This window comes from Enterobacter sp. 342 (genome assembly GCF_036663495.1).
Classification (GTDB): Bacteria; Pseudomonadota; Gammaproteobacteria; order Enterobacterales; family Enterobacteriaceae; genus Enterobacter.
Map to the genome: position 1 here is coordinate 242,989 of NZ_JAWUEI010000002.1, position 24,751 is coordinate 267,739.

The 24,751-nt window shown below is 53.5% G+C and carries 19 protein-coding genes; 16 read left to right on the top strand and 3 right to left on the bottom strand.

From position 1 onward, the window contains the following. Positions 1-36 precede the first annotated feature (36 nt). From rpsA to V6E55_RS03200, 9 genes are all read left to right on the top strand, one after another. On the top strand, positions 37-1,710 hold the full coding sequence (rpsA, locus tag V6E55_RS03160) for a 30S ribosomal protein S1 (protein ID WP_008499966.1): 1,674 nt from the start codon (positions 37-39) through the stop codon (positions 1,708-1,710). Between the two features lie 170 nt (positions 1,711-1,880). Then, on the top strand, positions 1,881-2,168 hold the full coding sequence (gene ihfB / locus V6E55_RS03165) for an integration host factor subunit beta (RefSeq protein WP_008499965.1): 288 nt from the start codon (positions 1,881-1,883) through the stop codon (positions 2,166-2,168). A gap of 215 nt (positions 2,169-2,383) precedes the next feature. Continuing rightward, on the top strand, positions 2,384-4,648 hold the full coding sequence (locus V6E55_RS03170; RefSeq protein ID WP_316942154.1) for a ComEC family protein: 2,265 nt from the start codon (positions 2,384-2,386) through the stop codon (positions 4,646-4,648). A gap of 36 nt (positions 4,649-4,684) precedes the next feature. After that, the gene (gene msbA / locus V6E55_RS03175; RefSeq protein ID WP_236920385.1) at positions 4,685-6,433 is read left to right on the top strand and encodes a lipid A ABC transporter ATP-binding protein/permease MsbA; all 1,749 of its coding nucleotides are present in this window, start codon (positions 4,685-4,687) and stop codon (positions 6,431-6,433) included. Beyond that, positions 6,430-7,407 (top strand): tetraacyldisaccharide 4'-kinase, encoded by a 978-nt coding sequence (lpxK, locus tag V6E55_RS03180; RefSeq protein WP_316942155.1) that lies wholly within the window; start codon positions 6,430-6,432, stop codon positions 7,405-7,407. Before msbA ends, lpxK begins: the two co-directional genes overlap by 4 nt. Positions 7,408-7,451: 44 nt before the next feature. Beyond that, positions 7,452-8,681, top strand: coding sequence for a winged helix-turn-helix domain-containing protein (locus V6E55_RS03185; RefSeq protein ID WP_316942156.1), 1,230 nt, complete (start codon positions 7,452-7,454; stop codon positions 8,679-8,681). Positions 8,682-8,726: 45 nt separating this feature from the next. Continuing rightward, positions 8,727-8,909: a protein YcaR gene (gene ycaR / locus V6E55_RS03190; RefSeq protein ID WP_006174474.1), complete on the top strand. Its 183-nt coding sequence runs from the start codon at positions 8,727-8,729 to the stop codon at positions 8,907-8,909. Next, positions 8,906-9,652 carry a 3-deoxy-manno-octulosonate cytidylyltransferase gene (gene kdsB / locus V6E55_RS03195; RefSeq protein ID WP_316942157.1) on the top strand — a complete coding sequence of 249 codons (747 nt, stop codon included), beginning with the start codon at positions 8,906-8,908 and terminating at the stop codon, positions 9,650-9,652. The genes ycaR and kdsB overlap by 4 nt, the downstream gene beginning before the upstream one ends. Positions 9,653-9,795: 143 nt before the next feature. After that, positions 9,796-10,689 (top strand): YcbJ family phosphotransferase, encoded by an 894-nt coding sequence (locus V6E55_RS03200; RefSeq protein WP_114978554.1) that lies wholly within the window; start codon positions 9,796-9,798, stop codon positions 10,687-10,689. Here V6E55_RS03200 and elyC read toward each other — a convergent pair. Further along, entirely contained in the window at positions 10,666-11,445 is a 780-nt protein-coding gene (gene elyC / locus V6E55_RS03205) for an envelope biogenesis factor ElyC (RefSeq protein ID WP_114978555.1), read from the bottom strand. The two genes, V6E55_RS03200 and elyC, sit on opposite strands and share 24 nt — an antisense overlap. A 124-nt stretch (positions 11,446-11,569) precedes the next feature. Here elyC and cmoM point away from each other — a divergent pair, with 124 nt between their 5' ends. The 7 genes from cmoM (at position 11,570) to V6E55_RS03240 (ending at position 22,208) form a co-directional block, all read left to right on the top strand. Continuing rightward, the gene (gene cmoM / locus V6E55_RS03210; RefSeq protein ID WP_028019238.1) at positions 11,570-12,349 is read left to right on the top strand and encodes a tRNA uridine 5-oxyacetic acid(34) methyltransferase CmoM; all 780 of its coding nucleotides are present in this window, start codon (positions 11,570-11,572) and stop codon (positions 12,347-12,349) included. 3 nt (positions 12,350-12,352) lie between these two features. After that, positions 12,353-13,675: a chromosome partition protein MukF gene (gene mukF / locus V6E55_RS03215; RefSeq protein WP_028019237.1), complete on the top strand. Its 1,323-nt coding sequence runs from the start codon at positions 12,353-12,355 to the stop codon at positions 13,673-13,675. Next, positions 13,656-14,360, top strand: coding sequence for a chromosome partition protein MukE (gene mukE, locus V6E55_RS03220; RefSeq protein WP_028019236.1), 705 nt, complete (start codon positions 13,656-13,658; stop codon positions 14,358-14,360). The genes mukF and mukE overlap by 20 nt, the downstream gene beginning before the upstream one ends. Next, a complete protein-coding gene (gene mukB, locus V6E55_RS03225) occupies positions 14,360-18,811 on the top strand; it encodes a chromosome partition protein MukB (RefSeq protein WP_236920390.1) in 4,452 nt (1,483 codons plus the stop codon). The genes mukE and mukB overlap by 1 nt, the downstream gene beginning before the upstream one ends. Positions 18,812-18,989: 178 nt before the next feature. After that, complete coding sequence (gene ldtD, locus V6E55_RS03230; protein WP_316942158.1) at positions 18,990-20,813, top strand: L,D-transpeptidase; 1,824 nt, start codon at positions 18,990-18,992, stop codon at positions 20,811-20,813. A gap of 175 nt (positions 20,814-20,988) precedes the next feature. Next, complete coding sequence (locus V6E55_RS03235; protein WP_168112384.1) at positions 20,989-21,540, top strand: YcbK family protein; 552 nt, start codon at positions 20,989-20,991, stop codon at positions 21,538-21,540. A gap of 20 nt (positions 21,541-21,560) precedes the next feature. Beyond that, on the top strand, positions 21,561-22,208 hold the full coding sequence (locus tag V6E55_RS03240; RefSeq protein ID WP_025755996.1) for an MBL fold metallo-hydrolase: 648 nt from the start codon (positions 21,561-21,563) through the stop codon (positions 22,206-22,208). Between the two features lie 48 nt (positions 22,209-22,256). Here V6E55_RS03240 and aspC read toward each other — a convergent pair whose 3' ends face one another. Together aspC and V6E55_RS03250 are read right to left on the bottom strand one after the other, a co-directional pair. Further along, complete coding sequence (aspC, locus tag V6E55_RS03245; RefSeq protein ID WP_047346900.1) at positions 22,257-23,447, bottom strand: aspartate transaminase; 1,191 nt, start codon at positions 23,445-23,447, stop codon at positions 22,257-22,259. Positions 23,448-23,631: 184 nt separating this feature from the next. Next, positions 23,632-24,687 (bottom strand): porin, encoded by a 1,056-nt coding sequence (locus V6E55_RS03250; protein ID WP_316942161.1) that lies wholly within the window; start codon positions 24,685-24,687, stop codon positions 23,632-23,634. Positions 24,688-24,751 lie beyond the last annotated feature (64 nt).

The window sequence follows — 24,751 nt, forward strand, 5'->3', positions numbered from 1 at the left end:
GCCAGGTGGACGTTAATATTAACCTGAAGATTAAACATGACTGAATCTTTTGCTCAACTGTTTGAAGAATCCTTAAAAGAAATCGAAACCCGTCCGGGTTCCATCGTTCGCGGTGTTGTTGTTGCTATCGACAAAGACGTAGTACTGGTTGACGCCGGTCTGAAATCTGAGTCCGCCATTCCGGCAGAGCAGTTCAAAAACGCCCAGGGCGAGCTGGAAATCCAGGTTGGTGACGAAGTTGACGTTGCTCTGGACGCAGTAGAAGACGGCTTCGGTGAAACCCTGCTTTCTCGTGAGAAAGCTAAACGTCACGAAGCATGGATCACGCTGGAAAAAGCTTACGAAGAAGCTGAAACTGTGGTCGGTGTTATCAACGGCAAAGTTAAAGGCGGCTTCACTGTTGAGCTGAATGGTATTCGTGCGTTCCTGCCAGGTTCTCTGGTAGACGTTCGTCCAGTCCGTGACACCCTGCACCTGGAAGGCAAAGAGCTTGAGTTCAAAGTAATCAAGCTGGACCAGAAGCGTAACAACGTTGTTGTTTCCCGTCGTGCTGTTATCGAGTCCGAAAACAGTGCAGAACGCGATCAGCTGCTGGAAAACCTGCAGGAAGGCATGGAAGTCAAAGGTATCGTTAAGAACCTCACTGACTACGGCGCGTTCGTTGACCTGGGCGGCGTTGATGGCCTGCTGCACATCACCGACATGGCGTGGAAACGCGTTAAGCACCCAAGCGAAATCGTGAACGTGGGCGACGAAATCACTGTTAAAGTGCTGAAGTTCGACCGCGAGCGTACTCGTGTATCCCTCGGCCTGAAACAGCTGGGCGAAGATCCATGGGTAGCTATCGCTAAGCGTTACCCAGAAGGTACTAAACTGACTGGTCGTGTTACCAACCTGACTGACTACGGCTGCTTCGTTGAAATCGAAGAAGGCGTTGAAGGTCTGGTGCACGTTTCCGAAATGGACTGGACCAACAAAAACATCCACCCATCCAAAGTTGTTAACGTTGGTGATGTAGTGGAAGTGATGGTTCTGGATATCGACGAAGAACGTCGTCGTATCTCCCTGGGCCTGAAACAGTGCAAAAACAACCCATGGCAGCAGTTTGCGGAAACCCACAACAAGGGTGACCGTGTTGAAGGTAAAATCAAGTCTATCACTGACTTCGGTATCTTCATCGGCCTGGACGGCGGCATCGATGGCCTGGTTCACCTGTCTGACATCTCCTGGAACGTTGCAGGCGAAGAAGCAGTTCGTGAATACAAAAAAGGCGACGAAATCGCTGCAGTTGTTCTGCAGGTTGACGCAGAGCGTGAGCGTATCTCCCTGGGCGTTAAACAGCTCGCAGAAGATCCGTTCAACAACTGGGTTGCACTGAACAAGAAAGGCGCAATCGTAAACGGTAAAGTGACTGCAGTTGACGCTAAAGGCGCAACCGTAGAACTGGCTGACGGCGTTGAAGGTTACCTGCGCGCTTCTGAAGCTTCCCGTGACCGCGTTGAAGATGCCACTCTGGTTCTGAACGTAGGCGACGACGTTGAAGCTAAGTTCACCGGTGTTGACCGTAAGAACCGTGCAATCAGCCTGTCTGTTCGTGCTAAAGACGAAGCTGATGAGAAAGATGCAATCGCAACTGTTAACAAACAGGAAGATGCAAACTTCTCTAACAACGCAATGGCTGAAGCTTTCAAAGCAGCTAAAGGCGAGTAATATCAAGTTCTCAGCATCATTTGAGCTGTAACGCATTTACAGCGCGAAGGATGAGGAGCAAACTTGACAGATTGCAGGATTCGTCCTGTAATCAATAACAAAGGGCGGCTACGGCCGCCCTTGTTTAATGAGCTATTCAGCTAATTGGTTTGAAAGGAACCGGAGGAATCATGACCAAGTCAGAATTGATTGAAAGACTTGCCAGTCAGCAACCGCATATCCCTGCCAAGGCAGTGGAAGATGCCGTAAAAGAGATGCTGGAGCATATGGCCTCCACTCTTGCCCAGGGCGAGCGCATTGAAATCCGCGGTTTCGGTAGTTTTTCTCTGCACTATCGTGCTCCACGTACCGGGCGTAACCCGAAAACTGGTGATAAAGTCGAGCTGGAAGGCAAGTACGTTCCACACTTTAAGCCGGGTAAAGAACTGCGCGATCGCGCCAATATTTACGGCAACTGAGTTTAGCCAGCCGGTTAAACTGGGTTCGAAAGAAAGCACCTGCGGGTGCTTTTTTTGTCTTTGTCGCTTCATTCCTGAAGACACCACGCATTTTCCATTCTGTTTTCTGCAAACCGATAAAATCATTACAGCGCTTGCTGTAAAACGCATTTTTCTCAACTGACGGCTCACCCTGCCTGCCAGGATACTGCCTCTCCTGAGACAGGGAGGTAGCAATGGGAATTCCCGCTATTAGCGTGTGCGCCATTCTGGCGATAACACCGTTACTCTGGTTACCTGAACTGCCACCACGCTATTTCGTGTGGATAATGATTGTTGGCGGAATAGGGCTGGCCAGGCAGCGACACGTACGACTGAAATATGTCGGGATCGGTTTATTATTTTGCGTATGGGGAATTCTTGCTGCTCAAGAGAGAATCTGGCCGATGCAACGTTTAACGTCAGATGCGGTACGTGCTGAAGTAGAGATTACTGCCACTGATGGTGAAACAATGCATCAGGGAAAGATTCTCCGCGTTGATGGTCAACGAGGGTGGACATCTGCTGGCGTAACATTGTATGGCAATGCACTGCCGCAAAAGGTTTGTGCCGGTCAGCGTTGGGTCATGACGCTCAGACTCAGGCCTGTTCACGGTGAACTAAACGACGGGGGCTATGATCTTCAGCGAAACGCTTTTGCCCAACATCAAACACTGAGTGGGCGCTTCACCCGTGCGGAACTCGTTGATGGACGCTGCAGCCTGCGTGCTCAATACCTGATGTCACTGCAAAACCGGCTTTCTTCTTATCACTGGGGGGCTGTAATTCTCGGGTTGGGGATGGGCGAACGTCTGGACGTACCCCAGGAAATAAAAGACCTGATGCGGGAAACTGGCACACTCCATCTGATGGCGATTTCAGGCCTGCATATCGCGATGGCGGCATCCATCGCCTGGTTACTCGCACGTGGGTTCCAGTTTTTATTACCCTGCAACTGGGTTCGCTGGCAGATGCCTCTGCTGGCTGGGGTGGTTTTTGCTGCCTTCTACGCCTGGATTACCGGTCTACAACCTCCGGCATTGCGAACAGTTACCGCAATTACTGTACTGGCGGCATTGCGGATCGCCGCTCGTCAATGGTCTCCCTGGCAGATCTGGTTCTGTTGTGTTGCGGCGATCCTGATAAGCGATCCATTAGCTGTACTTTCACAGAGTCTGGTCTTGTCAGCATTTGCCGTTGCCGCATTGATTTTCTGGTTTCAGTGGTTGCCTCTTCCTCACGGGCGCAGGGTTCGCTGGATGCGGCCGCTACTCAATCTGCTCTATCTTCAGATTGGAATGCTACTGTTGCTGATGCCTTTGCAGGTTCTGATTTTCCATGGCTTCAGCATCTCTTCCCTGGTTGCGAATCTCTTTGCCGTTCCTCTGGTGACATTGGTTTCCGTCCCACTGATCCTGCTCGGTATGTTGCTCCATCTGCTGCCATTGACGGCCCTGGAAAGTACCATCTGGTTTGCAGCCGATAAGTCTCTGGCGGTATTGTTCTGGTTGCTGATGCGCTTGCCTGATGGCTGGCAGAATGTGGATCAACGCTGGCAGTCCCTCACATTACTGCCCTGGCTTATCATTATTGGCTGGCGATTCCGTGCCTGGAGCAGTGTCCCGGCCGTTTGTCTGACTGGAAGTATCTTACTCACATTTCCACTCTGGCGGACGGAAAAAAGCGAGAGCTGGACGCTGCATATGCTGGATGTGGGGCAGGGGCTGGCAATGGTCATTGAACGGCAGGGAAAAGCGATTCTCTATGATACCGGGCTCGCCTGGCCAGGTGGTGATAGTGCTCAGCGGTTAATTATCCCGTGGCTTCGCTGGCATCACCTGCGACCAGAAGGCGTAATTCTCAGTCATGAGCATCTTGACCATGCGGGAGGGTTGGTATCGCTGCAAAAAGCATGGCCTGATTTGTGGATAAGAAGTCCATTACGCCAGGCAGGACATCATCCCTGTTTTCGCGGACAGAGATGGGTATGGCAGAAGTTAACTTTCACCGTCCATTGGCCACCTGAAAATTATCCTGCTCAAGGGAACAACCACTCCTGTGTGGTAAAAATTGACGACGGCGAGCAGAGTGTTCTGCTGACAGGGGACATTGAAGCGCAAGCGGAACAGGCAATGCTTAGCCATTACTGGCGCAATGTGACGTCCACGCTCATACAGGTACCCCATCATGGCAGCAATACGTCTTCTTCATTGCCACTGGTTCAACGTGTAGAAGGGCAAATTGCACTGGATTCGGCGGCACGCTATAACGCATGGCGATTCCCGTCGGCTAAAGTGGTTCGACGTTACCGAAAAGAGGGGTATACCTGGCACGATACCCCCCATTCTGGACAAATATCAGTGACCTTTTCGCAACATCGTTGGCAAATCCTGCGCTTGCGAGAGCAATTTTTACCACGTTGGTATCATCAGTGGTTTGGCGCGCCCGTAGATAACGGGTAGAATATGCGGCTATTTCAACAAATGCTGGTTTTTTGAATGCATAACGACAAAGATCTCTCCACGTGGCAAACCTTCCGCCGACTCTGGCCGATGATTGCACCCTTTAAACCAGGCTTGATCGTGGCGGGTGTAGCGTTAATCCTCAACGCAGCCAGCGATACTTTTATGCTATCGCTTCTTAAACCGTTACTGGACGACGGTTTTGGTAAAACGGATCGCTCAGTGTTGCTATGGATGCCTCTGGTGGTTATCGGACTGATGATCTTACGCGGCATTACCAGCTATATCTCCAGCTACTGCATTTCCTGGGTATCAGGAAAAGTGGTTATGACTATGCGTCGCCGTCTGTTCAGTCACATGATGGGCATGCCGGTCTCATTCTTTGATAAACAGTCGACCGGGACGCTGCTGTCTCGCATTACCTACGACTCAGAACAGGTTGCGTCTTCGTCCTCAAGTGCACTGATTACTGTTGTGCGTGAGGGGGCGTCGATTATCGGCCTGTTCGCGATGATGTTCTATTACAGCTGGCAGCTGTCGCTCATTCTTATTGTTCTGGCTCCGGTGGTTTCTGTTGCGATTCGCGTCGTCTCAAAACGTTTCCGTAATATCAGTAAGAATATGCAGAACACCATGGGGCAGGTGACGACCAGTGCAGAACAGATGCTGAAAGGACATAAAGAGGTGTTGATTTTCGGCGGTCAGGAAGTCGAAACCAAACGCTTCGATAAAGTCAGCAACAAAATGCGTCTGCAGGGGATGAAAATGGTGTCGGCCTCTTCAATCTCTGACCCTGTCATTCAGCTGATTGCCTCTCTGGCACTGGCATTCGTTCTGTATGCGGCAAGCTTCCCTAGCGTGATGGAGACGCTGACAGCAGGTACTATCACCGTGGTCTTCTCCTCGATGATTGCCCTGATGCGTCCGCTGAAATCACTGACAAACGTCAATGCCCAGTTCCAGCGTGGGATGGCTGCTTGTCAGACTCTCTTCAGCATTCTGGATTCCGAGCAGGAGAAAGATGAAGGTAAACGCGTCATTGAGCGTGCGAACGGCGACGTTGAGTTCCGCAATGTGACCTTCACCTATCCTGGCCGTGAAGCTCCGGCCCTGCGCAATATCAACCTGACCATTCCGGCGGGGAAAACCGTTGCGCTGGTTGGTCGTTCCGGTTCTGGTAAATCGACCATTGCCAGCCTGATCACCCGTTTCTACGATATCAACGAAGGTGAGATTCTGTTAGATGGCCACGACCTGCGAGAGTACACCCTGCAGTCGCTGCGTAACCAGGTTGCGCTGGTCTCACAGAACGTACATCTGTTCAACGATACTGTTGCAAACAACATTGCTTATGCACGCACTGATGAGTACAGCCGCGAGCAGATTGAAAACGCCGCGCGTATGGCGTACGCAATGGACTTTATCAACAAGATGGATAACGGTCTGGATACCATAATCGGTGAGAACGGGGTGCTACTCTCTGGTGGGCAGCGTCAACGTATCGCAATTGCGCGTGCGCTGCTGCGCGACAGCCCGATTCTGATCCTTGATGAAGCGACCTCGGCACTGGATACAGAATCGGAACGCGCGATTCAGTCAGCTCTGGATGAACTGCAAAAGAACCGTACATCACTGGTGATTGCACACCGTCTGTCAACTATCGAGCAGGCTGATGAAATCGTCGTGGTTGAAGATGGCATCATTGTTGAACGTGGAAGCCATACTGATTTGCTGGAGCACCGTGGTGTGTACGCCCAGCTTCATAAGATGCAGTTTGGCGCATGATTGCACGCATCTGGTCCGGTGAATCACCGCTGTGGCTACTGCTTCTGCCGCTCTCCTGGCTGTATGGCCTGGTGAGCGGTGTCATTCGTCTTCTTTATCGTCTGGGGCTCAAACGCGCATGGCGCGCGCCGGTTCCGGTTGTGGTTGTCGGTAACCTCACCGCAGGTGGCAACGGTAAAACACCGGTCGTTATCTGGCTGGTGGAACAGTTGCAAAAACACGGTATACGCCCCGGCGTAGTGTCGCGCGGGTATGGCGGCAAGGCAACGCATTACCCTCTGTTGCTGACGAATGAAACATCGACTGCTGAAGCGGGTGATGAACCGGTTTTAATTTACCAGCGGACCGGTGCTCCGGTTGCGGTGTCTCCGGTGCGCAGCGACGCCGTGCAGGCACTGCTTGCAGAACACGCAGTTAACATTATCATCACTGATGATGGCCTGCAGCATTATGCTCTGGCACGTGACAAAGAGATTGTGGTTATTGATGGCGTTCGTCGTTTTGGCAATGGCTGGTGGCTGCCGGCCGGGCCGATGCGCGAACGCGCTTCACGTCTGAAATCCGTAGATGCGGTCATTGTGAATGGTGGTGTGGCAAAAACGGGTGAAATCCCTATGCATCTCCATCCTGGTCTGGCGGTGAATTTGTTGACCGGGGAACGAAGGGAGGTTGCGCACCTTCCCGCTCTGGTGGCGATGGCTGGTATTGGCCATCCTCCACGTTTCTTCACGACGCTGGAACGGTGTGGTGCACAGCTTGAAAAATGTGTGCCGCTGGCCGACCATCAGGCGCTGGTGGAAGAACAGGTCGGCGCCCTGACTATGCCAGGACAGACGCTGATCATGACTGAAAAAGATGCGGTGAAATGCCGTGCCTTTGCAAAAGAAAACTGGTGGTACCTGCCGGTTGACGCTGAACTCAGCGGCGAGCAGCCGGAACAATTACTCAAGGAACTGATCGCGTTGGTGAAGTGAAGGCTTACGCGGTTCTGGTGGCGCTTTGACTGACAGGAAAACGCATGTCTTTACCGCAACTCTCGCTTTCAGCCGCACGTAATTTGCATCTTGCTGCGCAGGGGTTACTCAAAAAACCCCGTCGTCGCGCGCAATCCGCCGATATCCTCTCTACCGTTCAGCGCATGTCGTTACTTCAAATCGACACCATTAACATCGTGGCCCGTAGCCCTTATCTGGTGCTGTTTAGCCGTCTGGGGAATTATCCCTCGCAATGGCTGGATGAGGCGCTCAGCAAGGGTGAGTTAATGGAGTACTGGGCGCACGAAGCCTGTTTCCTGCCTCGCAGTGATTTTGCCCTGGTTCGTCACCGGATGCTTGCCCCGGAGAAGATGGGCTGGAAGTACCGGCAGGAGTGGATGCTGGAACATGCAACTGAGATTGAGCAACTCATCCGCCACATTCAGGAAAACGGACCAGTACGTTCTGCCGATTTTGAGCATCCGCGAAAAGGTACAAGTGGCTGGTGGGAGTGGAAGCCGCACAAACGTCATCTCGAAGGACTATTTACGTCAGGCCAGGTCATGGTAATTGAACGGCGTAATTTTCAGCGTGTATATGACCTGACTCACCGTGTAATGCCTCACTGGGACGATGAGCGTGACTTATTGACTCAGGAAGCGGCTGAGGATCTCATGCTGGAAAATAGCGCCCGCAGTCTGGGTATTTTCCGCCCACAGTGGCTGGCAGATTATTACCGCCTGCGCCAGCCCGCGCTGAAACCATTGCTGGAAATATGGCAGCGCGAACAGCGAGTCGTTCCCGTCACAGTGGAAACGCTGGGAGAAATGTGGCTGCATTCGGAGCTACTTCCACTTCTGCCTCAGGCTCAGGAAGGAAAACTTCAGGCAACACATAGCGCGGTGCTGTCTCCTTTCGATCCGGTGGTTTGGGACAGAAAAAGAGCCGAGCAACTGTTCGGTTTCACTTACCGGCTGGAGTGCTACACCCCAGCCCCGAAGCGCCAGTATGGCTACTTTGTTCTGCCTCTGCTGCACAAGGGGCAACTTGTCGGGCGCATGGACGCCAAAATGCACCGTAAAACCGACACGCTTGAAGTCATCGCACTCTTTCTGGAAGAGGGCGTCAGAGCGACGGCGAGCCTGGAAAAAGGGTTAGTGTGCGCAATAAGCGACTTTGCTCGCTGGCAGGGGGCCAGTAACGTGACACTGGGGCGGGTACCTGACGGACTGTTTACAACCTGCCGAAGTGGCTGGGAAACAGGCACTCTCTGAAAAGGGAATGTGGTAAGCTTTAATGATTACCCATACGGAGGAACTATGGATCACCGTTTACTTGAAATTATTGCCTGCCCGGTGTGCAACGGCAAACTCTACTATAGCCAGGACAAACAAGAGCTGATTTGTAAGCTGGACAGTCTGGCTTTCCCGCTGCGTGACGGCATTCCAGTATTACTGGAAAACGAAGCCCGCTCCCTGGTGGCAGAAGAGAGCAAGCCATGAGTTTTGTTGTCATTATTCCTGCGCGTTATGCGTCAACGCGACTGCCGGGTAAACCACTGGTGGATATCAACGGCAAGCCGATGATTGTGCATGTCCTTGAGCGTGCACGTGAATCGGGTGCTGAGCGCGTTATCGTTGCTACCGATCATCCGGATGTCGCCCGTGCGGTGGAGGCAGTCGGCGGAGAGGTGTGCATGACCCGTGCCGATCACCAGTCCGGCACTGAACGTCTGGCGGAAGTGGTTGAGAAATGCGGTTTTAGTGACGATACGGTGATCGTTAACGTTCAGGGCGACGAGCCGATGATCCCGGCGGTTATTATCCGTCAGGTAGCGGAAAACCTCGCACAACGTCAGGTCGGTATGGCCACACTCGCAGTACCCATTCACCACGCTGAAGAAGCATTCAACCCGAATGCGGTGAAGGTGGTGATGGATGCCGAAGGTTATGCGCTCTATTTCTCCCGGGCGACTATTCCGTGGGATCGCGATCGATTTGCGCTCTCTAAAGAGACCATCGGCGATTCTTTCCTGCGTCATCTGGGGATCTACGGCTATCGTGCCGGCTTTATTCGTCGATATGTCACCTGGGCACCCAGCCCGTTGGAACATATTGAAATGCTGGAGCAGCTTCGTGTGCTCTGGTACGGTGAAAAAATCCACGTTGCTGTTGCCATGGAAGTGCCTGGAACGGGCGTTGATACACCGGAAGATCTTGAGCGCGTCCGCGCCGAATTGCGTTAATATCGCCTTCATCCCTCCTTTCGGGGGGATGTGCTCTCCCTGCTATTTTTTCCCTTTCTTTTCCATAATTGATCTCTTCCGGGTGACATCTTCATTCTGCGCGCTCATTATAAAAGCAGTAGTCTTGATGGGGGTAATCTCATATGGAACAGTTGCGTGCCGAACTTAGCCATCTGCTAGGCGAGAAGTTAAGCCGGGTTGAGTGCGTGAGTGAAAAGGCCGATACCGCGCTCTGGTCGTTATATGACAGTCAGGGTAACCCAATGCCACTGATGGCCAGAAGTTTTACCTCGCCGGGTGTTGCCAGGCAGCTTGCGTGGAAAATGTCGATGCTGGCACGGGAGGGGACCGTCCGTATGCCAACGGTGTACGGCGTGATGACCCATGAGGAACACCCCGGCCCGGACGTACTGCTGATAGAGCGTTTGCGTGGCGTGCCTGTTGAAGCGCCAGCGCGCACGCCGGAACGCTGGGAACAGCTGAAGGACCAGATTGTCGAGGGGTTGCTGGCCTGGCACCGTCAGGATAGCCGTGGACTTGTTGGTCCGGTTGACAGTACCCAGGAAAACCTGTGGCCATTGTGGTATCGCCAGCGGGTTGAAGTGCTATGGGGGACGCTTAACCAGTTCAATAACACCGGTTTAACTATGCAGGACAAACGTATTCTGTTTCGCACCCGCGAGTGCTTACCGGCGCTGTTTGAAGGCTTTAATGATAACTGCGTGCTGATCCACGGTAATTTTACCCTGCGCAGTATGCTAAAAGATTCCCGCAGCGATCAGCTTCTGGCGATGGTCGGACCGGGGATCATGCTCTGGGCTCCGCGCGAATATGAGTTATTCAGGCTCAGCGACAGCGGGGCGGCGGAAGGTTTACTTTGGCACTACCTTCAACGCGCGCCCGTTGCGGAAGCCTTTCTCTGGCGACGCTGGCTTTATCTGCTCTGGGATGAAGTCGCGCAACTGGTCAATACCGGGCGTTTCAATCGCGCAAACTTCGATCTGGCGACAAAATCACTCTTGCCCTGGCTCGCCTGAGGAACCTTTCAGCCACTGCCAGAGGCGTCCAAGCGTCTCATAACCGACGCGATCGCTATGCATCAGCCACGCCGGGGACGGGATTGCCCGTTCCCATGGGTTGAGCGGGGCATCGATGGCCATCTGGTTTGCTGGTGCGGGAAGCGGGTGCAGACCTTGTTTTTCAAAGAAAATCATCGCTCGTGGCAGGTGTGAGGCGGAGGTCACCAGTAAGAACGGGACATCGCCAATCGCCTGCTTCACTGCTGCCGCCTCTTCTTCGGTATCTTTTGGGCTGTCCAGGGTGATGATAGCGGATCGTGGTACACCGAGTGATTCTGCGACTCTGGCCCCTGCTTCAGCCGTACTGATCGGATTGGTTTTTGCTGCAGCACCGGTGAAGATCATTTTTGATCCCGGGTTCGCAAGCCACAGGCGAATACCTTCGTTTAACCGTGGCAAGCTATTGTTGATCAGGTTAGAACTTGGGGCCCAGTCTGGATCCCAGGTATATCCGCCTCCCAGTACCACGATGTACGCCACTTTCTGATTTCCCTGCCATGTCGGGTACTTATTTTCGATAGGGCGTAACAGGCCATCCGCGACCGGTTGCAGGCTCAACAGCAGTAAGACAAACCAGCCTAGCGTGATAAGCGTTTTGCCGCTTCTCTGAAAGCGACTGAACCAGACCAGCGCCAGCCCCAGCGCGATGATGATGAGCAACAGAGGAAGGGGAAGCATCATCCCTCCAATGTATTTCTTAAGGGTAAAAAGCATCCTTTTTGGTTCCTTTTTTGACCATATAGCAGGTGATTACCCGTGATATTACACCAGAGAGGTTCATTCTCCGCGCGGGTGTGACAAAATAGCGGTTTTGCAGTTAGCGAGTGGAACTCTCCCAATGCGGGATCGCAATTTTGATGACATCGCGGAAAAATTTTCGCGCAACATTTATGGCACCACGAAAGGGCAGCTACGTCAGACGATCCTCTGGCAGGATCTGGACAACATTCTTGCCACCTTTGGCGGTCAAACGTTGCGTGTGCTGGACGCCGGCGGCGGTGAAGGGCAGACGGCGATAAAAATGGCCGAGCGCGGTCATCACGTCACGCTTTGCGATCTTTCTGCTGAAATGGTCGCCCGTGCGACGCGTGCAGCAGAAGAGAAAGGTGTGAGCGACAACATGCATTTTATACAATGCGCCGCTCAGGATATCTCACAGCATTTGGAAACCCAGGTTGATCTGATATTGTTTCATGCGGTGCTGGAGTGGGTTGCCGATCCGCAAAGCGTGTTACAAACACTGTGGTCGATGTTACGCCCGGGCGGCACACTGTCGCTGATGTTCTACAATGCTAACGGCTTCCTGATGCATAACATGGTTGCAGGTAACTTCGACTATGTTCAGGTCGGGATGCCAAAAAAGAAAAAGCGCACGCTTTCCCCGGACTATCCGCGTGATCCACAGCAGGTGTACGGCTGGCTGGAAGAGATTGGCTGGCAGATCGTTGGGAAGACGGGCGTCAGGGTGTTTCATGATTATCTGCGTGAAAAACACAAACAGCGTGACTGTTTTGACACCTTAACAGAATTAGAAACGCGGTATTGCCGTCAGGAGCCTTTTATCAGCCTTGGCCGCTATATTCACGTCACCGCGCACAAGCCGCAGATGCAAGGATAACCTATGAGTGAATTTTCCCAGACAGTCCCCGAACTGGTTGCCTGGGCCAGGAAAAACGATTTCTCCATCTCGCTGCCGGTAGACAGACTCTCTTTCCTGCTGGCGGTTGCCACGCTGAACGGCGAACGGCTGGATGGTGAAATGAGCGAGGGTGAACTGGTGGACGCGTTCCGCCATGTAAGTGATGCGTTTGAGCAAACCAGCGAAACCATTAGCGTGCGTGCCAACAACGCAATCAACGATATGGTGCGTCAACGTCTGCTGAACCGCTTTACCAGCGAGCAGGCGGAAGGAAACGCCATCTATCGCCTGACGCCACTGGGCATCGGCATCACCGATTACTACATTCGCCAGCGTGAATTTTCCACGCTGCGTCTTTCCATGCAGCTCTCGATTGTTGCGGGTGAACTTAAGCGTGCCGCCGATGCTGCGGATGAAAACGGTGACGAATTCCACTGGCACCGCAATGTTTACGCACCGCTGAAATACTCGGTAGCGGAGATTTTCGACAGTATCGATCTGACTCAGCGTCTGATGGACGAACAGCAGCAGCAGGTGAAGGACGATATCGCGCAACTGTTGAACAAAGACTGGCGCGCGGCCATCTCCAGCTGCGAACTGTTGCTGTCGGAAACGTCCGGCACGCTGCGTGAGCTGCAGGATACGCTGGAAGCCGCAGGGGACAAGCTCCAGGCCAACCTGCTACGCATTCAGGATGCGACCATGGCACATGACGATCTGCATTTTGTCGACCGTCTGGTCTTTGATTTGCAGAGTAAACTCGATCGCATTATTAGCTGGGGACAGCAGTCGATCGACCTGTGGATCGGCTACGACCGCCATGTGCATAAATTTATCCGTACCGCGATTGATATGGATAAAAACCGCGTCTTTGCCCAGCGTCTGCGTCAGTCTGTGCAGACCTATTTCGATGCGCCGTGGGCGCTGACCTACGCCAATGCCGATCGTCTGCTGGATATGCGCGACGAAGAGATGGCGCTGCGTGATGAAGAGGTTACCGGTGAACTGCCACCGGATCTGGAATACGAAGAATTCAACGAAATTCGTGAGCAACTTGCGGCCATGATCGAAGAACAGCTCGCTGTCTACAAAACCAGACAAGTGCCGCTGGATCTTGGTCTCGTGGTGCGCGACTATCTGGCGCAATATCCTCGTGCACGCCACTTCGATGTTGCCCGCATTGTGGTAGACCAGGCGGTGCGCCTGGGTGTTGCACAAGCAGATTTCACCGGACTGCCGCCGAAGTGGCAGCCAATTAACGATTACGGAGCCAAGGTACAGGCGCATGTCATTGACAAATATTGAACAAGTGATGCCAGTTAAGCTGGCACAGGCGCTGGCGAATCCGTTATTTCCGGCGCTGGACAGCCAGCTGCGTGCCGGTCGTCACATTGGCTTAGACGAGCTGGATAATCACGCCTTTTTGATGGACTTCCAGGAGTACCTGGAAGAGTTTTATGCACGCTATAACGTGGAGCTTATCCGCGCACCGGAAGGGTTTTTCTACCTGCGTCCACGCTCCACGACGTTGATTCCGCGCTCCGTGCTCTCCGAGCTGGATATGATGGTCGGCAAAATTCTTTGCTATCTCTATCTCAGCCCGGAACGTCTGGCGAATGAAGGGATCTTCACCCAGCAGGAACTTTACGACGAGCTGTTGACGCTGGCAGATGAGAGCAAGCTGCTTAAGCTGGTGAACAACCGCTCCACGGGTTCGGATCTCGATCGTCAGAAATTACAGGAAAAAGTTCGTTCTTCCCTGAACCGTCTGCGTCGTCTGGGTATGGTCTGGTTTATGGGCCACGACAGCAGCAAATTCCGCATTACGGAATCTGTCTTCCGCTTCGGCGCCGATGTGCGTACGGGCGATGACGCGCGTGAGGCGCAGCTTCGCATGATCCGCGATGGTGAAGCGATGCCGGTGGAAAACCATTTGCAGCTCAATGATGAGCATGAAGAGAATCTGCCGGATAGCGGGGAGGAAGAGTAATGATTGAACGCGGTAAATTTCGCTCACTAACGCTGATTAACTGGAACGGCTTCTTCGCCCGAACGTTCGATCTGGATGAGTTGGTCACGACGCTCTCTGGCGGTAACGGTGCGGGTAAATCCACCACCATGGCGGCGTTTGTTACGGCGCTGATTCCCGATCTGACGCTGCTTCACTTCCGTAACACCACCGAAGCGGGGGCAACAAGCGGCTCCCGTGATAAAGGTCTGCACGGTAAGCTGAAAGCTGGCGTCTGCTATTCGGTGCTGGACGTCATTAACTCCCGCCATCAGCGTGTGGTGGTGGGCGTGCGCCTGCAGCAGGTCGCTGGTCGCGACCGTAAAGTGGATATCAAACCATTTGCGATCCAGGGGTTGCCAACATCTATGCAGCCGACGGCGCTGCTAACGGAAACCCTGAACGAGCGCCAGGCGCGCGTGCTGACGCTGCAGGAGCTGAAAGACAAGCTCGAAGCCATCGAAGGCGTGCAGTTCAAGCAGTTCAACTCTATTACCGATTACCACTCGCTGATGTTCGATCTGGGCGTGGTGGCGCGTCGTTTGCGCACGGCATCAGACCGTAGCAAATACTACCGTCTGATCGAAGCGTCGCTGTACGGCGGTATCTCCAGCGCCATTACCCGCTCCCTGCGCGACTACCTGCTGCCGGAAAACAGTGGCGTGCGTAAGGCCTTCCAGGATATGGAAGCCGCGCTGCGTGAAAACCGCATGACGCTGGAAGCGATTCGCGTTACCCAGTCTGACCGTGACCTGTTTAAACACCTGATCAGCGAGGCCACTAACTACGTGGCGGCGGACTATATGCGTCACGCCAACGAACGCCGCGTGCATCTCGATCAGGCATTAGAGTACCGTCGCGAGCTGTTTACCTCCCGTAAACAGCTGGTGGCCGAGCAGTACAAGCACGTCGAAATGGCGCGCGAGCTGGGCGAACACACCGGTGCTGAGGGCGATCTGGAAGCGGATTACCAGGCGGCCAGCGATCACCTGAATCTGGTGCAGACCGCACTGCGTCAGCAGGAGAAAATCGAACGCTACGAAGCGGACCTCGATGAGCTGCAAATTCGTCTCGAAGAACAGAATGAAGTGGTGGCTGAAGCCGCCGACATGCAGGAAGAGAACGAAGCCCGCGCTGAAGCCGCCGAACTGGAAGTGGATGAGCTGAAAAGCCAGCTTGCTGATTACCAGCAGGCGCTGGATGTGCAGCAGACGCGTGCAATTCAGTACACACAGGCATTGCAGGCGTTACAGCGTGCAAAAGAGCTGTGTCATCTGCCTGATCTGACACCAGAAAGCGCTGATGAGTGGCTGGATACCTTCCAGGCTAAAGAGCAGGAAGCGACCGAGAAGCTGCTCTCTCTCGATCAGAAAATGAGCGTCGCGCAAACGGCACACAGTCAGTTTGAGCAGGCGTATCAACTGGTTGTGGCAATCAACGGCCCGCTGGCGCGCAATGAAGCATGGGACATCGCACGTGAATTGTTGCGAGATGGCGTGAACCAACGTCATCTGGCCGAGCAGGTGCAGCCACTGCGTATGCGCCTGAACGAGCTGGAACAGCGTCTGCGCGAGCAACAGGAAGCGGAGCGTTTGCTGGCAGAGTTCTGCAAGCGCCAGGGTAAAAATTACGATATCGACGATCTTGAGGCTCTGCATCAGGAGCTGGAAGCGCGTATCGCCGCACTCTCCGACACCGTCTCCAGCGCCAGTGAACAGCGTATGACCCTGCGTCAGGAGATGGAACAGCTTCAGTCTCGTTCTCAAACTCTGTTGCAGCGTGCCCCCGTCTGGCTGGCGGCGCAAAGTAGCCTGAACCAGCTCAGCGAGCAGTGCGGCGAAGAGTTTACGTCCAGCCAGGAAGTAACCGAATACCTGCAGCAACTGCTGGAGCGCGAGCGCGAGGCCATTGTTGAGCGTGATGAAGTGGGCGCGCGTAAACGTGACGTTGATGAAGAGATTGAACGCTTAAGCCAGCCGGGTGGTGCGGAAGATCCGCGTTTGAATACGCTGGCTGAACGTTTCGGTGGCGTACTGTTGTCCGAGATTTATGACGATGTCGGTCTGGACGATGCTCCGTACTTCTCAGCCCTTTATGGCCCGTCGCGTAACGCGATTGTGGTGCCGGATTTGTCGCTGGTTTCCGAGCAGCTTGCTGGTCTGGAAGATTGCCCGGAAGATCTCTATTTGATCGAAGGGGATCCGCAGTCATTCGATGACAGCGTCTTCAGTGTCGACGAGCTGGAAAAAGCGGTCGTGGTGAAAATCGCTGATCGTCAGTGGCGTTATTCACGCTTCCCTGAGCTGCCACTGTTTGGCCGCGCTGCCCGTGAAAGCCGCATTGAAAGTTTGCACGCCGAGCGAGAAACATTGTCTGAACGTTTTGCGACATTGTCGTTTGACGTGCAGAAAACCCAGCGTCTGCACCAGGCATTTAGCCGCTTTATCGGCAGCCACCTGGGCGTGGCGTTTGATGCTGACCCGGAAGCGGAAATCCGTAAGCTCAATACCCGTCGTGGTGAACTGGAACGAGCCATTGCCAGTCATGAAAATGACAATCAGCAGAGCCGTGTTCAGTTCGAACAAGCCAAAGAGGGTGTTGCTGCTCTAAACCGCATTCTGCCGCGCCTGAATCTACTGGCGGATGAAACCCTGGCCGATCGTGTGGATGAGATCCAGGAACGTCTGGATGAAGCCCAGGAAGCCGCGCGTTTCATTCAGCAACATGGTAATCAACTGGCGAAGCTGGAGTCGGTTGTCTCTGTTCTGCAGAGCGACCCGGAACAGTTTGAGCAGTTAAAAGAAGACTATGCCTGGTCGCAACAGGTGCAGCGCGAAGCGCGTCAGCAGGCATTTGCCCTGACGGAAGTCGTGCAGCGTCGTGCGCATTTCGGCTATTCCGATTCGGCTGAGATGCTGAGCGGAAACAGCGACCTGAATGAAAAGCTGCGTCAGCGCCTTGAGCAGGCTGAAGCGGAACGTACGCGCGCTCGCGAAGCGATGCGTAGCCACTCGGCACAGCTGAACCAGTACAACCAGGTGCTGGCCTCGCTGAAAAGCTCCTTCGACACCAAGAAAGAGCTGTTAAACGACCTGCAGAAAGAGCTTCAGGACATCGGTGTTCGTGCCGACAGCGGGGCAGAAGAACGGGCGCGTATTCGCCGTGACGAACTGCATTCGCAGCTCAGTAATAACCGTGCACGCCGCAATCAACTGGAAAAAGCGCTGACCTTCTGCGAAGCAGAAATGGATAACCTGACGCGTCGCCTGCGTAAACTGGAGCGCGACTACCATGAAATGCGCGAGCAGGTCGTGACAGCGAAGGCGGGCTGGTGCGCAGTAATGCGGATGGTGAAAGACAATAACGTTGAACGTCGTCTGCACCGTCGTGAACTGGCGTACCTCTCTGCCGATGAACTGCGATCGATGTCGGATAAGGCGTTGGGTGCGTTGCGTCTGGCGGTGGCGGATAACGAGCACCTGCGTGATGTACTGCGTATGTCGGAAGATCCGAAACGTCCAGAGCGTAAAATTCAGTTCTTCGTGGCGGTTTATCAGCATCTGCGTGAGCGTATTCGTCAGGATATCATTCGTACCGATGATCCGGTCGAAGCTATCGAACAGATGGAAATTGAGCTGGGTCGTCTGACGGAAGAGTTGACCTCTCGTGAGCAGAAACTGGCTATCAGCTCTCGCAGCGTGGCGAACATCATCCGTAAAACCATTCAGCGCGAGCAGAACCGTATTCGTCAGTTGAACCAGGGTCTGCAGAGCGTATCGTTTGGCCAGGTGAACAGTGTGCGTCTTAACGTCAATGTGCGAGAAGCCCATGCGACGCTGCTGGAAGTGCTCTCAGAGCAGCACGAACAGCATCAGGATCTGTTCAACAGCAACCGTCTGACCTTCTCTGAAGCACTGGCGAAGTTGTATCAGCGCCTGAACCCGCAGATTGATATGGGGCAACGCACACCGCAAACCATCGGTGAAGAGTTGCTGGATTACCGTAACTACCTGGAAATGGAAGTTGAGGTTAACCGTGGTTCCGACGGCTGGCTGCGTGCGGAATCGGGGGCGCTCTCTACGGGTGAAGCGATCGGTACCGGGATGTCAATTCTGGTGATGGTGGTACAGAGCTGGGAAGATGAAGCACGCCGCCTGCGTGGCAAAGACATCTCCCCATGTCGACTGCTGTTCCTGGATGAAGCGGCGCGTCTTGATGCCCGCTCTATTGCCACGCTGTTTGAGCTTTGCGAGCGTCTTGATATGCAGCTCATCATTGCGGCACCAGAAAACATCAGTCCTGAAAAAGGGACCACTTATAAGCTGGTGCGTAAGGTGTTCCAGAACAGCGAACACGTTCACGTTGTTGGGTTGCGTGGCTTTGCCCCTCAGCCGCCAGAGTCATTGCCGGAAACCACGGCGGACGCTTCCTGAAGCGTCTTCTGACCGGGAGCGGCGCATTGGCGCCGCTTTTTTTTTAAACTTAACTTGTGCTTAGGGCTGCGTTATCTTTAAACTTCTTTACATAAGGTAAGGCAACAGATTTGCCATCTACCTATAATAGAAGAAAGCCCCACCGTGATGGGCATGTCGTGAAAACAGGGGGCAAGGGATGTTGCTAAAGAAAAAATGTGGTCGTCAGCTGTCTGCGCTCAGTTTATGCCTGGCAGTGATGTTTGCTCCGCTGTTAACCGCTCAGGCCGATGAGCCTGAAATTGTACCGACTGACAGCTCCGCAACGACAGGCGCACAGCCAACGTCGTTGTCTCAACCGCTGGAACAGTCACCTGCAACGGCCATTATGGCCGGTATTAAGCCGTTGCCTGAAGGCATCGACGTCGACTCTCTCCGTCAGCAGCTACACGCTGGGCTGCCTTCAGGGTACACACCCGTCTATATCAACCAGCTCACGCTGCTCTATGCTGCCCGCGATATGAAACCGATGTGGGACAACCGTGACGCAGTACGCGCCTTTCAGCAACAGCTGGCGGAAGTGGCGATTGCCGGGTTCCAGCCGCAGTTTACAGCGTGGGTTGAGCTGTTAACCGATCCTGCCGTCACCGGGCAAGCACGGGACGTGGTGCTTTCCGATGCGATGATGGGCTACCTGCAGTTTGTGGCTGGTATTCCGGTCAATGGCAACCGCTGGTTGTACAGTGATAAGCCTTATAAGCTGGCGACGCCGGCACTGTCGGTGATTAATCAGTGGCAGTTAGCTCTGGATAATGGCGATCTACCCCGCTTTATAGCCAGTCTTGCGCCAGCGCATCCGCAATATGCCACCCTGCACCAGTCGCTTCTTGAACTGGTGGGGGATTCGCGTCCATGGCCGCAAATGCGTGGCAGTGCGACACTGCGTCCGGGGCAGTGGAGCAGCGATGTGCCTGCCCTGCGTGAGATCTTAAAGCGTTCCGGTATTCTGGACGGCGGGCCAAAGATTGCACTGCCTGGTGATGATCCGCAAAACGTCGTGGTCAGTCCATCAGCCTCTGTGAAAGAGAAGAAAGCGGTGGTCGTGAGCGACAAACCGGCGGTTTACGATCGCGAACTGGTTGCGGCAGTTAAACAGTTCCAGGCCGCGCAGGGGCTGGGGGCCGATGGTGTCATTGGTCAGTCGACGCGTGACTGGCTGAACGTATCACCTGCGCAGCGGGCAGGGGTGCTGGCGCTCAATATCCAGCGTTTGCGCTTACTGCCGGGAACGCTCTCTACCGGGATCATGGTTAACATTCCTGCGTATTCGCTGGTCTATTACCAGAACGGTAGCGAAGTACTGGCGTCACGCGTGATTGTCGGACGTCCTGATCGTAAAACGCCGATGATGAGCAGTGCGTTAAATAACGTGGTGGTTAACCCGCCGTGGAACGTGCCGCCGACACTGGCGCGCAAAGATATTCTGCCTAAAGTCTGGAACGATCCGGGTTACCTGGAACGTCATGGCTATACGGTTATGCGGGGATGGAACAGCAAAGAGGCAATCGATCCGTACATGGTCGACTGGTCGACGATTACGGCATCTAATTTGCCTTTCCGCTTCCAGCAAGCTCCAGGGGCGCACAACTCGCTGGGACGCTACAAATTCAATATGCCGAGTTCAGAAGCTATCTATCTGCACGATACCCCGAACCACAACCTGTTCCAGAAAGATACTCGCGCCCTGAGTTCTGGCTGTGTGCGCGTGAACAAAGCCTCAGAGCTTGCCAATATGCTGTTGCAGGATGCGGGCTGGAACGATACGCGTATTTCTGACGCCCTGAAACAGGGGGATACGCGGTACGTTAACATTCGACACAATATTCCGGTCAATCTTTACTATCTGACCGCGTTTGTTGGCGAAGACGGGCGTACTCAGTATCGTACAGATATTTACAATTATGATCTCACCGCGCGATCCGGCGCACAAATTTTGCCAAAAGCCGAACAATTAATCAGGTAAATGAAGCAGTTCGGGAAAAATGATTGTCGTAAGTTATGGTGAATAAGGGGCAATATCGCTGTAAGCCGCGTATTCACTGGGGTTGGGCGCCTTGACGTACCCGGTTTTGCCAGTTAAGGTGCCCTTCGTGCGCTAAGCATATTACGATAAACATTGACCTGTAGACCTGATTATCATGGACAAATTTGACGCTAATCGCCGCAAACTGCTGGCGTTAGGTGGTGTTGCGCTCGGCGCAGCGGCCATCCTGCCGACGCCAGCATTTGCCACCCTCTCGACACCTCGTCCGCGAGTTTTAACGCTCAACAATCTCCATACTGGTGAGTCGCTAAAAGCGGAATTCTTCGATGGCAGAGGCTATATTCAGGATGAATTAGCAAGACTTAACCACTTTTTCCGTGATTACCGCGCGAATAAAATAAAAGCCATCGATCCAGGACTGTTTGATCAGCTTTTCCGCCTTCAGGGCCTGCTGGGTACCAGCAAGCCGGTGCAGCTTATTTCGGGTTATCGCTCGATTGATACCAATAATGAACTGCGCGCCCACAGTCGCGGGGTAGCGAAAAAAAGCTATCACACGAAGGGACAGGCAATGGATTTCCATATTGAAGGCGTTTCGTTAGCCAATATTCGCAAAGCTGCGTTATCTATGCGTGCAGGTGGTGTAGGATATTACCCCAGCAGCAACTTTGTACATATTGATACCGGTCCAGTTCGGCACTGGTAATAACGAAACACAGGAGCAGTATGAACTATCGTATTATTCCGGTTACGGCGTTCTCCCAGAATTGTTCATTAATCTGGTGTGAACAAACCAAACTGGCCGCGCTTGTCGATCCCGGCGGTGACGCTGAGAAGATCAAACAGGAAGTTGCAGACAGCGGTGTGACGTTGATGCAGATATTACTGACACATGGTCACCTTGACCATGTCGGCGCAGCGGCGGAACTGGCACAGCACTATGGTGTGCCGGTGATCGGTCCGGAAAAAGAAGATGAGTTCTGGCTGCAGGGTTTGCCAGCCCAAAGCCGCATGTTTGGCCTTGATGAGTGTCAACCTCTGACGCCCGATCGTTGGCTGAATGAAGGAGAGCGTGTGAACGTAGGGAATGTGACTTTACAGGTGTTGCATTGTCCTGGGCATACGCCAGGCCATATCGTCTTCTTTGATGACCAGTCCCGTCTGCTGATTTCCGGCGATGTGATTTTCAAAGGTGGCGTAGGACGCAGCGACTTTCCGCGTGGTGACCACGGGCAATTGATTCAGTCGATTAAACAGAAGTTATTGCCGCTGGGCGATGATGTGACGTTTATCCCTGGGCACGGTCCGATGTCAACGCTGGGATATGAACGGCTCCATAACCCGTTCCTTCAGGATGAAATGCCTGTCTGGTAACCAGAATAAAAAAAGCCTGCATAATGCAGGCTTTTTTATGGGCGCAAATTACAGTACGGCGACAATCGCTTCGCACAGTGGTGCCATGTTGTCAGGCGTCATGCCTGCCACGTTCACGCGGCCAGACGCCACTGCGTACACACCGAACTCTTCACGCAGACGCAGAACCTGCTCTTTGGTCAGGCCGCTGAAAGAGAACATACCATTCTGTTTGATGATGAAACTGAAGTCGCGGTCAGCGCCTTTCTCAGCCAGGGTGTTCACAAACAGCAGGCGCATGCGCTGAATACGCTGACGCATGTCATTCAGCTCTTGTTCCCAGATGGCGCGCAGCGCATCGTTGCTCAGGATAGTGGCAACAACAGACGCACCATGTGCTGGTGGGTTAGAGTAGTTAGCGCGGATCACAGATTTCATCTGGCTGAATGCGCGATCGACGGTCTCTTCGTTTGCCGCAACCAGCGTACAGGCACCAACACGCTCATTGTACAGACCGAAGTTCTTGGAATAAGAGCTTGCGACAATCAGCTCCTGATGCACGGCTGCGAACGCGCGCAGGCCTTCTGCATCTTCTTCCAGACCACGGGCGAAGCCCTGATAGGCAAAGTCAAACAGCGGCAGCCAGCCTTTTTCTACGGACAGCTTCGCCAGATGTTCCCACTGCTCAAGCGTCGGATCGATGCCGGTTGGGTTATGGCAGCAACCGTGGAACAACACCACGTCACCCGCCTGCGCTTCGCTCAGGCTCGCCAGCAGACCGTCAAAGTCGAGAGAGTGGTTTGCTGCGTCGTAGTAAGCGTATTCACGCACTTCCAGACCCGCAGAGTTAAAGACGCTCTTGTGGTTCGGCCAGCTTGGGTTGCTTACCCAGACACGCTTAACAGAGGTGTTTTTCGCAAGGAAATCCGCCGCCACGCGCAGCGCACCGGTACCGCCAGGGGTCTGTGCTGTACGGGCACGTTTGTCACTTACAATTGCGCTGCCTTTACCGAACAGCAGCTCCTGGGTGCAGCGACCAAATTCAGGGATACCATCAATACCGAGGTAGTTTTTGGTGGTTTCGTTTTCCAGCAGATACTGCTCAGCTTTCTTAACGCTGGTCAGTACCGGAGTTTTGCCGGTTTCATCTTTATATACACCAATACCCAGGTTGATTTTGCCAGGGCGGTCGTCGGCACGAAACAGATCGGCCAGGCCCAGAATAGGGTCGGCAGGAGCGGCGGTAATGTTCTCAAACATGACGAAGTTCCATTGTGATTACAGAAGTGAAATCCGCTATCAGGTTAACGGTAGATTTACAAAATGCCAACCGTTTGCGACGAAAAGCGTGCGGCTTTTCAAAAGTCGCCATTATTTTCTGTCAGGCATAAAAAAACAGGGCCGAAGCCCTGTTCATTAAGCATATAACAAAGTGGTGTTCTGATTAGAACTGGTAAACGATACCAACACCAGCCTGGTCGTCGGTAGACAGACCTGTAGCACGGGTATATTTATTATCATCCAGCAGGTTGAACTTGTACGCAGCGTAAACGTTCATGTTCTTGTTGAAGTAGTACCAGGTACCCACTTCGATGTATTTGAGCAGGTCAGCATCGCCACCAGCGAAAGTAGAACCGTTAGCAGTACGGGCGGTCAGGTCTTTACCTTTAGACTGCACATAGCCCAGGGATGGACGCAGACCAAAGTCGAACTGGTATTGAACTACAGCTTCGAAGTTTTGTGATTTGTTCGCGAACTGGTCATCATTTTCGCGAGTCATGTTACGGGATTCACCGTACATTACAGATGCGTATACGTTGTTCGCATCATATTTCAGAGACGTTGCCCAACCTTCAGCACGTTCACCTTTACCGTCAGCAGACTGCTTAGTGGAACGGTCAGAGTTAGTGTATGCCGCAGTTACGTTGAAACCTTCTGCGAAGTCATAGCCCAGGGAGTAGCTACCGCCATCGCCATTCTGGCGAGAAGTGGTGTGACCGTTTTCGTTTTTACCCTGGTACTGCAGGCCCAGTGCCAGACCATCAACCAGACCGAAGAAGTTGGAGTTACGGTAGGTAGCCAGACCGGTGCTACGGCCAGCCATGAAGTTATCTGTTGCGGCCAGTGAGTCGCCACCCCAGATAACCAGCATATCGGTTGAAGCCAGCGCATCATAGAACACGCCGTAGTTACGGCCGTAATCGAATGAACCGTATTCACCTGCTTTCAGACCAGCGAAAGCCAGACGGGTTTTAGTACCCTGAGAGCCTTCTGCGTTGGACGCGTCCATGTTGTATTCCCACTGGCCGTAACCGGTCAGTTGGTCGTTAACCTGGGTTTCACCTTTGAAACCGATACGGGCATAGGTGGTATCGTTGTTATTAGAATCACCGTTAGTCGTCCACTGGTGTTCGCCTACAGCTTTACCGTAGAAGTCCAGCTTGTTCGAATTCTTGTTATAGATTTCTGCAGCGTTAGCTGCACCAGGGCTTTGTTGAATAAATCGAACTTTTGCTGAGTTGAAGGATCAGATCACGCATCTTCCCGACAACGCAGACCGTTCC

What these genes read in the sequence shown, in the direction of transcription:
- rpsA (WP_008499966.1), top strand. Translation starts at nt 37, where the DNA reads ATGACTGAATCTTTTGCTCAACTGTTTGAAGAATCCTTAAAAGAAATC.
- ihfB (WP_008499965.1), top strand. Translation starts at nt 1,881, where the DNA reads ATGACCAAGTCAGAATTGATTGAAAGACTTGCCAGTCAGCAACCGCAT.
- V6E55_RS03170 (WP_316942154.1), top strand. Translation starts at nt 2,384, where the DNA reads ATGGGAATTCCCGCTATTAGCGTGTGCGCCATTCTGGCGATAACACCG.
- msbA (WP_236920385.1), top strand. Translation starts at nt 4,685, where the DNA reads ATGCATAACGACAAAGATCTCTCCACGTGGCAAACCTTCCGCCGACTC.
- lpxK (WP_316942155.1), top strand. Translation starts at nt 6,430, where the DNA reads ATGATTGCACGCATCTGGTCCGGTGAATCACCGCTGTGGCTACTGCTT.
- V6E55_RS03185 (WP_316942156.1), top strand. Translation starts at nt 7,452, where the DNA reads ATGTCTTTACCGCAACTCTCGCTTTCAGCCGCACGTAATTTGCATCTT.
- ycaR (WP_006174474.1), top strand. Translation starts at nt 8,727, where the DNA reads ATGGATCACCGTTTACTTGAAATTATTGCCTGCCCGGTGTGCAACGGC.
- kdsB (WP_316942157.1), top strand. Translation starts at nt 8,906, where the DNA reads ATGAGTTTTGTTGTCATTATTCCTGCGCGTTATGCGTCAACGCGACTG.
- V6E55_RS03200 (WP_114978554.1), top strand. Translation starts at nt 9,796, where the DNA reads ATGGAACAGTTGCGTGCCGAACTTAGCCATCTGCTAGGCGAGAAGTTA.
- elyC (WP_114978555.1), bottom strand. Translation starts at nt 11,445, where the DNA reads ATGCTTTTTACCCTTAAGAAATACATTGGAGGGATGATGCTTCCCCTT.
- cmoM (WP_028019238.1), top strand. Translation starts at nt 11,570, where the DNA reads ATGCGGGATCGCAATTTTGATGACATCGCGGAAAAATTTTCGCGCAAC.
- mukF (WP_028019237.1), top strand. Translation starts at nt 12,353, where the DNA reads ATGAGTGAATTTTCCCAGACAGTCCCCGAACTGGTTGCCTGGGCCAGG.
- mukE (WP_028019236.1), top strand. Translation starts at nt 13,656, where the DNA reads ATGTCATTGACAAATATTGAACAAGTGATGCCAGTTAAGCTGGCACAG.
- mukB (WP_236920390.1), top strand. Translation starts at nt 14,360, where the DNA reads ATGATTGAACGCGGTAAATTTCGCTCACTAACGCTGATTAACTGGAAC.
- ldtD (WP_316942158.1), top strand. Translation starts at nt 18,990, where the DNA reads ATGTTGCTAAAGAAAAAATGTGGTCGTCAGCTGTCTGCGCTCAGTTTA.
- V6E55_RS03235 (WP_168112384.1), top strand. Translation starts at nt 20,989, where the DNA reads ATGGACAAATTTGACGCTAATCGCCGCAAACTGCTGGCGTTAGGTGGT.
- V6E55_RS03240 (WP_025755996.1), top strand. Translation starts at nt 21,561, where the DNA reads ATGAACTATCGTATTATTCCGGTTACGGCGTTCTCCCAGAATTGTTCA.
- aspC (WP_047346900.1), bottom strand. Translation starts at nt 23,447, where the DNA reads ATGTTTGAGAACATTACCGCCGCTCCTGCCGACCCTATTCTGGGCCTG.